Consider the following 13,263-nt stretch of genomic DNA (forward strand, 5'->3'; position numbering starts at 1 on the left):
CGCCCTAAGTTGACGCGATTCCTGCGTTTTGCGTCAACCTTGCCCTTCATACGGTTGCCATAGTCGACGCGCTCGCCTCATAACTGGAGCCGATGAGCACTCCGGAGGCCAAAGCACGAGACCTGATTGACCAGCAGCTTACGGCTGCCGGCTGGGTAATCCAAGATCGCACGGAGATGGATCGCCGTGCATCGCTGGGCGTGGCGGTGCGAGAGTATCCGTTCGCGAGTGGCCCGGCTGATTACCTTCTGTTGGTCGATGGTAAGGCGTGCGGCATTGTTGAGGCGAAGAAGGAAGGCTTCACCCTGTCCGGCGTCGCCGATCAGGCAGTGGGTTATGGAGCAGGAGCCCCGCCAGCGCTTGCGACTTGGGGCGCGCCGCTACGCTTCGACTATGAGGCGAGCGGGTCAGAAATCCTGTTCTCCGACCGCGTAGATCCCGATCAGCGGTCGCGACCATTGTTCAGCTTCCACAGGCCGGACACGCTGCACGCTTGGCTAAAGGCCGGCTCCAGCATCCGCGCGCGCCTGTCCGAGCTGCCGCCCCTCGACCCCACCGGCTTGCGCGAATGCCAGGTCGAGGCGATCGAAGGTATCGAACACTCTCTCGGGTCGGGCCAGGCGCGCAGCCTCGTCCAGATGGCGACCGGCGCGGGCAAGACCTTTACCGCCGCAACCCTTTGCTACCGACTGCTCGCGCATGCCGGCGCGCACCGCATCCTGTTCCTGGTCGACCGCAACAACCTCGGCAAGCAGACGCTTAAGGAGTTCCAGACATACCGGCCGCCGGGCACGGGACGGCTGTTTACCGAATTGCACAACGTTCAGCGGTTGGGACCTACTGGATTGGACAAGGCCAACCAGGTCGTGATCTCCACCATCCAGCGTGTCTTCGCTCAGCTCACCGGCGCCGAGATCTCCGAGGAGGATGAGGAGCAGAGCGAGTTCGAGCACGCCCACGGCCCGACCCGGACCGTTGCCTACAGTCCGGCGCTGCCGCCCGAGACGTTCGATTTCATCATCGTCGATGAGTGCCATCGCTCGATCTACGGCAGCTGGCGGCAGGTGCTCGATTATTTCGATGCTCAGATCGTCGGGCTCACGGCCACGCCCTCGCCGGCGACACTGGGGTTTTTCAATCGAAACCTCGTTGCCGAATACCCTTACGAGCGGTCGGTCGCCGATGGGGTCAACGTGCCTTTCGAGATCTACCGCATACGCACCCAGATCGGCGAGCACGGGGGGCGTGTTCCCGCTGGCTACAGCGTGCCTCGGCGCGACAAACATACCCGGCGCCAGCGCTACGAGCAGCTCGACGACGATTTGGTCTATGCCGGCTCCGATCTCGACCGCTCGGTCGTCGTGCCTAATCAGATCCGCACGGTGCTGGAGGCCTATCGGAACACGCTGTCGACTGAGCTGTTCCCGGGCCGCACGGAAGTGCCCAAAACGCTAATTTTCGCGAAAGACGATCACCACGCTGAGGAGATCGTCGGGATCGCAAAGGAAGTGTTCGGCAAAGGCAACGACTTCGCCAAAAAGATCACCTACGCAGCGACTGAGCCTGAACGCATTCTCGGTCAGTTTCGCACCGAATATCTGCCGCGCATCGCTGTGACCGTCGACATGATCGCGACCGGCACCGACGTGAAGCCGATCGAGGTGCTCCTCTTCCTCCGCGATGTGCGCTCGGCGATCTATTTTGAGCAGATGCGTGGGCGCGGCGTGCGCTCGCTCAACCCGGTCGATCTCAAGCGCGTGACCCCAGACGCTGTCGCGAAGGACCGCTTCGTGCTGATTGACGCAGTAGGCGTGACTGAAAGCGACAAGACGATCACGCAGCCGCTGGAACGTAAGCGCACCGTGTCGTTCGAGAAACTGCTGGAACAAGTCGCCTCGGGTGCAAGCGACGAGGACACCGTCTCCAGTCTCGCACATCGTCTATCAGCGCTCGATCGCAAGCTCAGTCCCGAATGCCGCCAGAGGGTCGCTGATGCGTCACAGGGACGATCTCTGAGCGAATTAGCAGGGTCTCTGGTCGACGCTCTCGATCAGGATCGTATCGAGCGCGCAGAAGACCCCGCGCAGGAGGCGCAGCGTCTGCGCGAGACGGCGTTGATGCCCTTTGATAAACCAGTGTTGCGCAACCTGCTGGTCGAGCTCAAACGCGCAAGTGAGGTGATCATCGATAATCTGTCGAGCGACATCGTCATCTCCTCGGCGTTTGATCCGGCTGCGGCTGAGCGGCTCACGACCAGCTTCCGCACCTTCATTGACGAGCAAGGCGATGACATCACCGCGCTCCAGATCCTGCTCGGCCGGCCTGCGCATCAAGCGCGACTGACCTACCAAAGTCTAGAAGAGCTGCGCACGGCGATGATGCGACCGCCATGGCTTTTGCAGCCACTGGAGCTATGGAGCGCCTATCGCAGGCTTCAGGGGGATAGGGTGCGCGGCAATCCAGCCAAGGCGTTGACCGACATCGTCGCACTCGTGCGCTTCGCCATCGGCGGGGTGGAAACGCTCGCGCCCTTGTCGGCCAACATGGCGCGAGACTTCGAGCTGTGGCTCGGGCGCGAGAAGAAGGCTGGACGGGCATACAATCAAACGCAACTCGGTTGGTTGGAGGCGATCCGAGATCACCTTGCCGCAAATATTGAGCTGCCGTTGCGCGACTTGCAGGAGCTGCCCCAATTTGAGCGCCGGGGCGGCATCATTGCCGCGCGCGCGGCATTCCCAGGACGACTGGATTTGGTGATAGATGAACTGACGACGGCACTGGTGGCGTAAACCATGAGCTTCGTCGATGACCTTGCCGCCCTTGTGGCGGCGAGCACTAACCCGCTTGTTTATGGCCGACCCGATTGGCCGCGGCGCAAATTGGGTGAGGTCGCCCGCATCGTAAACGGCTATCCATTCCAATCTTCGGCCTTCAACAGTGAGCGTGGTCATCCGCTCGCCCGCATTCGGGACGTGCTTCGAGGATGGACCGAGACCTTTTTCGACGGGCCGCATCTCGCAGAAGCTTCAATTCACGATGGCGACCTGCTGATCGGGATGGATGGCGACTTCAATGTAGGGTGTTGGCATGGTGGGCCTGCCCTGCTCAATCAGCGAGTTTGCAAGGTAGTCGCAGATCCGGCGCTGCTGGATGCGCGCTTTCTGTTTTACGTGCTTCCAGCCTACTTGAAGCTCATCAATGACAACACGCCGTCCACGACGGTCAAACACTTGTCATCTCGAACACTCGCGAGTGTGCCGCTACCGTTACCGCCGCTCGACACCCAGCGTCGCATCGTCGCGCGGGTCGACGAGCTGTTCTCAGACTTGGACGACGGCGAAGAGGAACTGGCGCGGGCGCGCGCGGACCTCTCCACCTATCGCAAGTCCCTGCTCAAGGCCGCTGTCACCGGCGACTTTACCGCCGACTGGCGCGCGGCAAACCTGCCCGCCGAACACGGCACCGACCTGCTCACCCGCATACTCGCTGACCGCAAGGCGCGCTGGACCGCTGACCAGCGCAATACTGGTAGGCGGCACGCAGAGCCCGCTGCTCCAGATATGGACGCAAACGCCCATCTTCCGCATGGTTGGGCTTGGGCCGGTATAGAGCAACTCACCACCGGTGGCATCCGCAACGGCCTTTCGCTCAAGGAATCAAGCGAGCCTACCGAGGTCAAGGGTTTGCGACTCGACGCTCTCCAACCCAGAGGCGTCGATTGGGAGCGCACGCGATACCTGCCAATCTCCATCGCGCGAGCTGCTCCCTACCGCCTGCGGTCCGGCGACCTGCTGATTAGCCGTGCGAACGGGTCTCCCGATCTAGTGGGGCGGTGCTCGCTGGTGACGGACAGTCGTGACGACACGATCTTCCCCGATACAGCGATTCGGTATCCTCTCTGGGGAGAAGAGGTGATTCACCGATGGGTCAGTATGGCGTGGTCTGCACCGCAGACCCGCGCTCGCATGCTCGCGAGCGCGAAGACAACTGCTGGCATCCTCAAGATCTCTCAAGGAGACATCGCGACGGTTCCGCTACCCTTGCCACCGCTTGCCGAACTCCGAGAGATCGTGCGTCGATATGATGCAACGCTTGCGGAAACCGAGGCGGGCTGGCTGGAAATGCGGACCTTGGCGTCGGCTTCGGCTACTCTTCGCCAAACCATCCTTGCCGCTGCCTTCCGCGGAGACCTGATATGAACGATGTCGAGTTCGCAGCGATTGACGAACGTGACGCTCCAGCGGAAGCCTCCACGACATTCCAACGTCGTCGCAAGTGGCCCTGGATCGTCGGCTTTGCACTTCTCGTCATCAGCGCGCTCGTGGCTTGGAACGTCGTGCTCTACCGGCCCGTGGCGAACGCACTCGCGGGCGAGCAGGACGTCAGCATGGTCGCCTATCGTCGCTGGCTGGTTTCGCCTGGCACGCTCGTCATCGACGTGCGCGATGTGAAGGGGACTGCCAGCATGGCGGATATGGATCGCAATCTGTTCAAGGCAGCCGAAGCGCTCAAGGATCGCCGCTTCGATACGGTGGTGCTCGCCTACCACGGCACGCCTAAGTGGGTGATGGACGCAGATGCGTTTCAGACGATCGGCCGTGAGCGTGCCTTTCAGAACCCTGTCTATGTGATGAGAACGATGCAACAGGACGTGAAGAACCTAGACGGCACGTCGGCCTTCCCGGCGCTCTATGGCGGCTGGCTGGGCGTCCTTGGCGAGGAACTCGACCAGCATAAGCATTTTCATGAGGGCTGGTGGCTTACCCCTGCTCTCGGCGATGCGGGAGCGGGCCTGTGAACGAGCAGGCGCTCGTCGCAAAGGTCTGGAATTACGCCCATGTCCTTCGCGAAGAAGGCGTCTCCTATGGCGACTATCTCGGCCAAATTAGCTTCCTCCTGTTCCTCAAGATGGACGAGGAGCGCACCGCGGCGCTGAACGAGCCCTCGGCCATTCCCGCCGATTGCCGGTGGGAGACGCTGCGCGGGCTGTCCGGCGCCAAGTTGGAGACGCACTACAAGGAGGTGCTGGCGAAGCTCTCGAAGCGTGACGACATTGTCGGCACCCTCTTCCTCAAGGCCGAGAGCAAGATCGCCGATCCGGCGCGGCTCCAGCGACTCGTTGCCCTGATCGACGCCGAGACCTGGATGGGGCTCAACGTCGATGTGAAGGGCACGATCTATGAGGGGCTGCTAGAGCGCAACGCCGGCGAGGTGCGCTCGGGGGCGGGCCAATATTTCACGCCCAGACCGCTGATCGACGCGATCGTCGAAGTCATGGACCCGCAGCCTAGCGAGACAGTCCATGACCCCGCGGCAGGGACGGGCGGCTTCCTACTCTCGGCCTATGACCACATGCGCCAGCAGCCCGCCGCGACCGATCGTGCGGTCGCCCGGCGGCTGCGCGAGACCAAGCTGTCGGGCAACGACATTGTGCCCGAGGTGGTGCGGCTCTGTGCGATGAACCTTTACCTGCATGGCATTGGCGGCGATCAATCTCCCGTGCGCCATGCCGACGCGCTCACCGCCGATGACGGCGGCCGCTACGACGTGATCCTGTCCAACCCGCCGTTCGGCAAGCGTCAGTCATTCAAGTTCGTGAACGCAGAAGGGGCGATTGAAACCGAGCAGCAGACCTATGTCCGCGAGGACTTCACCGTCACTACGGGAAACAAGCAGCTCAACTTTCTCCAGCACATCATGACGATCACAAAGTCGGCCGCTGCCGTTGTGCTGCCCGATAACGTGCTATTCGAGGGCGGTGCGGGCGAGACGCTGCGCCGCAAGTTGCTACGCGACTTCAATTTCCACACCCTGCTGCGTTTGCCCACGGGTATCTTTTACAGCCAAGGCGTGAAGGCGAACGTGCTGTTCTTCGACGCCGCACCAGCGAGCGAGCGGGTCGAGACGGAAGCACTCTGGGTGTATGACCTGCGCACCAACAAGCGCTTCACCCTGCGCGAGCGCCCGTTGAAGCGCGCCGACCTAGATGACTTCGTCGCCTGCTACGGGCAGCAGCATCAACGTCATCGCCGCACGGAGAGCGAGCGCTTCCGTCGGTTCCCGTATGAGGAGCTGGCTAAGCGCGACAAGCTGAACCTCGACATTTTCTGGCTCAAGGATGCGAGCGCCACTGACCCCAACAGCCTGCCCCCACCGGATGAGGTCGCTGCGGAGATCGTTGCCAGCCTTGAGCTTGCCCTCGACAAGTTCCGCAGCGTTGCCGCGCGTTTGGTCCCTTCGCTCAGCGACCCTGCTACGCCGAAATGAGCGCGCCCGCGCCGCCGCGAGATACGGCTGCGCGGGCATACAGGAAGTCCGAAGTCCTAGGGCGTAGAGCATGCTCTCACCCCGATGCTGCCAAACAGGCGGGGTCTGTCAACGAAGAGCCATCCACCGCCGGCGCTTGCTCTCTGTCGCAGCGCAGTCGATTAAGGTTTGATCGAATTAGCTTGCATGGCTAAGCTGATCTCGGCGCTGCTGCTCTGCCTTTATGTCGGTTCGCGTTGCTTGCAGCCGCTCGCAAGCCTCCTTTTTAGCAGCGACATCGCGCTTCTCTTTCTCAGCTTCCTCCTCCTTTAGACGCGCCAGCGTGCGGCGTGCCTCAGCAGCACGTCGCTCATAGATGTCACGCCAGCCGTTCACCTCAGAAGGAGCAAGCCCCATCTCGCGTCCCAGTGCCTTTCGGATCTCCCATTCCTGATTAGGCGCAATGTCTGCGAGCGAGTCACCAGCGGCAGCATCCCACTGCGCGAGCGATCTTTCACGCACCTCGTCGGGAGAAGGTGTGGGTCCATACCTGCATGTGAGCTGCTGATCCTGTTCCGTTTGATGGAGCGCGGATAGCTTCTGATCCACCTCTGCAATTTGGGCGCTGATGGAAGGGCCACAGCCCGTCGAGGCGAGCACTGGAATAGCGTAAGCGTCCGGTGACGGCGTCACCTCAAACGGGCCGGTAGTTCCACGGCAGCAGTTCAGCGACCCGGCGGGCCGGATGGTCTGCGATGCGTCTGATGGTGTCGGCCAGCCAGGCCTCGGGGTCGACGCCGTTGAGCCTGGCGGTTTCCACCAGGCTGTAGATGCTGGCGGCGCGGTGCCCGCCCTGGTCGGAGCCCGCGAATAGCCAGTTTTTGCGCCCGACGGCGATACCGCGCAGCGAGCGCTCGGCGGCATTGTTGTCGATCTCCAGGCGACCATCGTCGGCATAGCGGGTCAGCGCCTGCCAGCGGGCGAGCGCATAGCGGATGGCGACCGCAAGGTCGGAGCGCCGGGACAGCTTCGGTCCGGTCGCGTCGAGCCACTGGCGGAAGGCATCGAGCAGCGGTCCGGCCCTGGCCTGGCGCGCGTGCCGTCGCTCGTCAGGGAGCCGGCCACGCACATCCCGTTCGACGGCATAGAGGCCGGCGATATGGTCCAGTGCCTCGCGGGCCGTGGGGGAGCCGGTTGCGGCATGGACGTCGAAGAACTTGCGCCTGACATGCGCCCAGCAGGCCACCTCTGCGATGCGGTCGCCATAGAGGCGGTCGAACCCGGCATAGCCATCGGCGTGCAGATCGCCCCGGAACCGGGCAAGATGTCCGGCGGGTCGTTCGCCCTTGCGGTCGGGCGCGTAGTGGAACAGCACGGCGGGCGGAGCCTCGCCGCCAGCCCCGCGCTCGTCGCGTACATAGGTCCACAGCCTGCCCGTCCTGGTGCGACCGGCACCAGGGGCCAGTACCGGCACCGGCGTGTCGTCGGCATGGAGGGTCGCGCCGCCCATGACGTGGCGCTCGAGCGCGTCGACCAAGGGGCCGAGGAGCGCGGCCGAGCGCCCGACCCAGTCGGCGAGCGTGGAGCGGGCAAGGTCGACGCCCTGGCGAGCATAGATGCCCGACTGGCGGTAGAGCGGCAGATGGTTGGCGTATTTGGACACCAGCACATGGGCGAGCAGCCCCGCACCGGGTCGACCGCGCTCGATGGGCATGGACGGCAACGGCGCCTGCACTATGCGCTCGCATGACCGGCAGCTGAGCCGCGGCCGGACGTGGCGCACGACCCGGAACGAGGCGGGCACATAGTCGAGCTGTTCCGTAACGTCCTCGCCCATGCGCCGCATGGCACCACCGCAGTCGGGGCAGACGCACGGTGCCTCATGCACGACCTCGGTGCGGGGCAGATGATCGGGCAGCGGCTGTCGATACGGCCTGGCGGTCTCCCGTGTCCGGGTGACCACCGGCATCGCCGCAGTGGCGGCTTCCGCCTCGCGCTCTTCCAGCCCGAGTTCCAGCTGGTCAGCCTGGTGCGTCAGCTTCTCCGACGAACGGCCGAAGGCCATGCGCCGCAGCCGCGCGACCTGCATCCGCAACTGCTCCAGCTCGGCGCCGGCAGCAATGAGCATGGCCTTCAGAAGGGCGATATCGTCGGGCAGCGAGGCGGCATCGGGCGACACGCCCGCTTATACCAGAACCCCCGTGCCGATACACGCGAAAGCCGCAGGAAACCGTACTTTTTACCAGGCCAAGGTCGGCTGCGAGGACCGGATCGGATGCCGCCAGTCCACCCCTTCGAGCAGCATCGACAGCTGCGCCGGGGTCAGCACCGCGACGCCGTCCGCGGTCGCCGGCCAGGTGAACCGGCCCCGCTCCAGACGCTTGGCATGGAGCACGAGACCCTGACCATCCCACCACAGCAGCTTGACCAGATCGCCACGCTTGCCCCGGAAGGCGTACACCGCACCGCCAAACGGATCCTGGCGCAGCCGCTGCTGTACCAGCGCGGCCAGCCCGTCGAAGCCCTTGCGCATGTCCGTGACCCCGGCCGCCAGATACACCCGGACACCGCCCGGCGGCCCGATCAAGCAAACCCCGCCAGCACGGTCTTGAGCACCCGCGCGTCGATGGGAGGTGCCAGGCGGATGCGTTGCCCGGCCGGGCCGACCACTTCCACCACACCCGGTCCGAGCGGCTCCGAATGCGGCACCATGGGCGCGCCCGCCACCTCGACCGGAATGAATGCCGGCCCCGGCAACGGCAATGCTTCGCTCGCCACCCCGTCGCGCAGCAGCGTGCGTCGCCAGCGATACACCAGCGACGTGCACACCCGGTGTCGCCGCGCCACCTCCAGCACGCTGGCACCCGGCATCATCGCCTCCGACACGATCCGCGCCTTGTCATCTTCGCTGAACCGCCGGCGCGGTTCAGGCCCAACCATCTCGATAATTCGCGTCGCCATGATGCCGCACCGGTGTCTGCCACAGTGCCGAACCTGTGGCTTGCGCATCACCTCGTCAGCAAGGTGGAGAAGACCGGACGCTTACGGAATAGCTACCAGGATAAGATGAGCGCCGGCTGCCGCCGCGCCCCGTGTGGTGAACATATATCGCATTCGCGGTCCCCGTCTCGGGGCCATCGAGAGTTGTTGTGCCCCATTCTACCCGAACCGAGGCACCCGAACCGGGAGCTGATAACCTGAGGAAACCCAACAGGCGCGGACGCCTTTGGACCCTGAGGCCTTGGACATGCGCGCCCGCCTCCCGGTCGAACAGGTTCGACCAGGCGGGTTTCCAGGCGAGGTTATCAGGCCTCGACCTGCGATTTTGCGCAGGCGGGTATGTTCATGACCGGTTGCGCACGATCTGACAATGTGGGTTTGTGTAATCAGTGACGCGGGTCAGCTGCTGCAAACGGCTTCGCCTGCTGCAATCCGTTCCCTGCGCGTAAGCAGTGCTTAGACGGCGACTGGCACAACCGGCTTCACCGCCACTCGGTTGAGCACCTCGTTGTAGACCGTCGTCTGACCTGCCATCTCAACCGTAACGACCAGCGCGAAATTGGCCGCTTGATCCACTCCATCGGCCTCCCGCTGAATGTCCAGATCGAAGAAGTCATTGGCTCCGATTGCTGCGGCCTTGTCGCCGTCCCAGTGTCGATGAACGACGGTGCCCTTATGAGCTTGTCTCGGATCTGGTTGTTTGCCTGTCGCTTTTACTCCCGCCTCTCCGAGCTGGCCTGGCTCAACGATTTTCATACGGATCGCACGATAGGCGACTGCCCCTGGGTGCGGCGGTGAGAACCAAGCCAGAGTTGCTCGCACGCTATGTGCGATAGCCTTACCTGTCATCACGGCGGGCCAAGGCACACGAAACCGGCGTCCCTGATCGCTCTGCAAGCTGCCTGTAGCCCATAGCGTTGCACGATCATCGGCGCAGTTCATAACAGCATGAGGATCGTATGCGCCGAACCCAAGGTAGCGCCGCACATTGTCCTTCTGTCGATAACTGTGACGCCCGCTCGGCGGACCCAGTATCTCGACAAGAAGATCGCGAGCTTCGGTCCAGCGAGCTCCATGGACCAGAAGTGCTTTCAGGAGAGCAGCACGCTGACCGCTCGGGATCTGCACGAAGTCGGGATATGCTGCCTCTAAAGCTTCATGAGCTCGCGCCGCGACGCCTGTAACCAGCGCCGCAGCAACGCTCGTTCCGACTGATCTGGCAGTTGCATTCAGGTCGAAGCTGCCGGGCACCGGTGGAGACGCGACAAGGACGCCACCGAATGCTGCGGCATTTGTGGTCAAAGGATGCAAGCGATGATGATCGCCGTCCGGTGCCAAGCGGACATGGTGCTTGCCGCCGGGCGCAAGGATCTCAGGTTTAGTCGCTCCGCCGTAACCGGGGCCGAGCGCGCTTGATACCGTTGAGAGCCCGGTGTTACTCCAGACGTCGAAGGTCGAGGCAGGAAGGTCATAGGGGTAGGTGAAGTGATCTGAGTGAAGAGCGCCAACAGTAATCGCGTTGATTGCTTCCGCAGGCGCCAACACGCGCCGGCTCGCGATCTGCGACGCGCTCGCGCGCAGTGCGACTTTCGCCTTGTCAGTGGCTGACAAAGCTTCAAATCCTCCTGCTGTCATATTGCTAGTGTCGAGTGAGGCATCGTGATTGCCGGCACTGATAACGAACAGCACGCCGTATTTGTGCGCGAGGTAGTCAACGACCCTCGCCCATCCTGACATTCGTCCGTAGAATGGTTTGTTGGCGTCCCCGAGCGATGCGCTGATGATGATGACATGCGGCGCGGTTGGGTTTGCACCCTCCCGCATACGGACCAGCGCTGTCTCGAACATATCGGCGGGAAGGAGATCAGGAAAGCGCTCTGGTTGCTGCGGGTCGGCCGTTGCGTAGAGCATGCTCACAAAATAGACGGGTCGCTCAAGCGATCGGGTCCATGGCTGGTTGGCGTCGCCATGAACAATCGCGGAAGCCATGGCCGTGCCATGCTTACGCGGCCCAACAGCGAGATCCTCCAAGTCAAAGGGGTCGTCCACGTCGAGCGTGCCCGTGAGCCTCGGATGCGCAGACAATGGCACCGCATCGAAAACTGCGGCGATCGAATCTCCTTGCGGCACTGGCACGGCCGCCGGCGGGTCACTTGCCGCCTCCTCCATCGCGATCATGCGCAGGATGCTCTGCGGCCGTATTTGCAAGATAGCCTCAGATCCCGCCAAACTCGCAGGTTCCCTAGCCAAAGCACTCTGCAAGGCGGCGACCGGAATGTCGACAAGCAGCGCGTGGTAGCCGGCGCCCTCAACCCGAGACCTGTTGATGACCCGGCCGCCATGAGCAATGACCTGAGCCCGTGCGTCTTGTTCGCTGCGGGCACCATCGCGGCGGAAGACCAGTTCGATCTCAATACGGATTGATCCAGCGCTCGCGGCTGCTTCGCCAGAGAGAATCTCAAAGTCGCCAGGAGCGATCCGATCCTGTGGACCCCAAGGACGAACGTCGCGCAGTTGGGTGAGCAAGGTCTTCCATGCGCTAAAGCCGGGAGGCACTGTCTGGCTCCCCCGCCACCCCGCCCAAAGCGTCACGATATTGCGGAGAGCGCCCTCCGAAGGCACCATTAGATAAATGACCGGGTCTTTATCAAGCTCGTCCTCCTCAAGATCCTCGGCACCCAAGAACTCAAGGCCTTGAACAAGTTGAACTGCCTTCTCAAACTGGAGCACGCTGCCAGTGAGCTCAAATACGAGAAGGCGCTCCGGCGCGAGGGCGGTAGGATCAGCCCGAAGCTGCAAAACTGGTGCATTTGCGGCCAACTGGTCGCGCAGATGTTGAAGCTTCTGCCCCGCCGGAGTTTCGGCCTGCTCAGCAGGAGTGAGCTTACGAGGAAGCCCGATCCTGCCCCCGGTGCGGCGAAGAACGTTTGTTGGCGCGCTTAGGCGCAGCAATGGGTGGCTTGGTGGGATCGCCATCGTTTTCGGGCCTGATCCTTGTCTTCCAGAGCCGGAGCTCCTGCGCGAGGACCGCCTTCAACGCCTCGCCCCCTTGTGAAAGTATATGCCGCCTACGAACGTTCTGGCAGAATTCAAAGGCCTCGGCGAAGCTAGTTGAGCCCATCTGAGTTGCAACGCTTTTTGCAGTCATGCCCGGATCTTCTGGCCAAGCAGCAAAGAACCGATCGATTAACACAGCTGTCGCTTCGATCGCGGGTGACGGCATATCGATACGTAGCTGAAAACGTCGCCAGACTGCGCGATCAAGTAGCTCCGCGTGATTGGTCGCGGCGACCACAACTACATAGCTTGGAAGCTGATCCAGCTGGGTGAGCAGGAAGGAGACAACTCGCTTGATCTCGCCTGTCTCATGAACGTCACCGCGCTCCTTGCCGACTGCATCGAACTCGTCGAAGAAGAGCACGCAAGGCGCAGTGCGTGCATACTCGAAGAGCCTAGATAGCCTCGCATTGGTCTCGCCTAAATAGGCTCCGACCAGGGCATCGTAGCGGACGGTTAGCAGAGGGACGGCGATCGCTTCCGCCAGCGCTTCTGCCAACGAGGTCTTCCCGTTACCAGGTGGTCCCGAGAGGAGCACTCGATGGCGGGGCTGCATACCCTGTGCCCGCAGAAGGCTTGCTCGACGTTGCTCCTCGATCAGTTGTCTAGACAGCTGCTCTGCCGGCAGAGTGAGAATCAGACTGTCGAGACACGCCTGCGGCTCGGTTTCGATGACAAAGTCACGTCCAGCGGCATTCGGTCGACGCAGTTCGCTGGATGCAGAAACAGGAACAGTTTGAAGAGCACGGTGAATCCGGTCAGCAAGCGTGTGGTGGCTTTTTGCTCGCTCCTCTGCTACGATCGCTTCAACGGTCGACGTCAGAGACGAGCGGTCACCTGAGGCGCCAGCCTTGACCAAAGATACAAGAAGGTCGCTCCTGGCCATCACCCACACATCGCATTTCGCCCCTCACTAGGACTCTATCATGGCTTGAAAGCCGATGGAATCCCTCGTCCAGC

General features: G+C 62.7%; 10 protein-coding genes. 4 read left to right on the plus strand and 6 right to left on the minus strand.

The window, feature by feature from the left end:
• The first annotated feature begins 92 nt into the window (after positions 1-92).
• Genes DM480_RS05860 through DM480_RS05875 form a run of 4 tightly spaced genes read left to right on the plus strand, consistent with a single transcriptional unit; the run spans position 93 to position 6,267 of the window.
• A complete protein-coding gene (locus DM480_RS05860; RefSeq protein ID WP_115378004.1) occupies positions 93-2,789 on the plus strand; it encodes a type I restriction endonuclease subunit R in 2,697 nt (898 codons plus the stop codon).
• Positions 2,790-2,792: 3 nt separating this feature from the next.
• A complete protein-coding gene (locus DM480_RS05865) occupies positions 2,793-4,199 on the plus strand; it encodes a restriction endonuclease subunit S (RefSeq protein ID WP_115378005.1) in 1,407 nt (468 codons plus the stop codon).
• Entirely contained in the window at positions 4,196-4,798 is a 603-nt protein-coding gene (locus DM480_RS05870) for a hypothetical protein (protein ID WP_115378006.1), read from the plus strand. Before DM480_RS05865 ends, DM480_RS05870 begins: the two co-directional genes overlap by 4 nt.
• Entirely contained in the window at positions 4,795-6,267 is a 1,473-nt protein-coding gene (locus DM480_RS05875) for a class I SAM-dependent DNA methyltransferase (RefSeq protein ID WP_115378007.1), read from the plus strand. Before DM480_RS05870 ends, DM480_RS05875 begins: the two co-directional genes overlap by 4 nt.
• 177 nt (positions 6,268-6,444) lie before the next feature.
• Here the strand turns inward: DM480_RS05875 and DM480_RS17920 are convergent, their stop codons facing one another.
• The 6 genes from DM480_RS17920 to DM480_RS05900 all read right to left on the minus strand — a co-directional run bounded on the left by DM480_RS17920 (position 6,445) and on the right by DM480_RS05900 (position 13,189).
• On the minus strand, positions 6,445-6,906 hold the full coding sequence (locus DM480_RS17920; RefSeq protein WP_125471478.1) for a hypothetical protein: 462 nt from the start codon (positions 6,904-6,906) through the stop codon (positions 6,445-6,447).
• A 34-nt stretch (positions 6,907-6,940) separates the two neighbouring features.
• Positions 6,941-8,374, minus strand: a complete 1,434-nt coding sequence (tnpC, locus tag DM480_RS05880; protein ID WP_115380751.1) for an IS66 family transposase — start codon at positions 8,372-8,374, stop codon at positions 6,941-6,943.
• Between the two features lie 111 nt (positions 8,375-8,485).
• The gene (gene tnpB, locus DM480_RS05885; protein ID WP_076711207.1) at positions 8,486-8,833 is read right to left on the minus strand and encodes an IS66 family insertion sequence element accessory protein TnpB; all 348 of its coding nucleotides are present in this window, start codon (positions 8,831-8,833) and stop codon (positions 8,486-8,488) included.
• Positions 8,830-9,207, minus strand: coding sequence for an IS66-like element accessory protein TnpA (tnpA, locus tag DM480_RS05890; RefSeq protein WP_056439051.1), 378 nt, complete (start codon positions 9,205-9,207; stop codon positions 8,830-8,832). The genes tnpB and tnpA overlap by 4 nt, the downstream gene beginning before the upstream one ends.
• 495 nt (positions 9,208-9,702) lie before the next feature.
• Positions 9,703-12,222, minus strand: a complete 2,520-nt coding sequence (locus DM480_RS05895; protein WP_115378008.1) for a S8 family peptidase — start codon at positions 12,220-12,222, stop codon at positions 9,703-9,705.
• Complete coding sequence (locus DM480_RS05900; RefSeq protein WP_115380894.1) at positions 12,131-13,189, minus strand: AAA family ATPase; 1,059 nt, start codon at positions 13,187-13,189, stop codon at positions 12,131-12,133. Before DM480_RS05900 ends, DM480_RS05895 begins: the two co-directional genes overlap by 92 nt.
• Positions 13,190-13,263: the final 74 nt, after the last annotated feature.

It is taken from the genome of Sphingomonas sp. FARSPH, assembly GCF_003355005.1.
Classification (GTDB): domain Bacteria; phylum Pseudomonadota; class Alphaproteobacteria; order Sphingomonadales; family Sphingomonadaceae; genus Sphingomonas.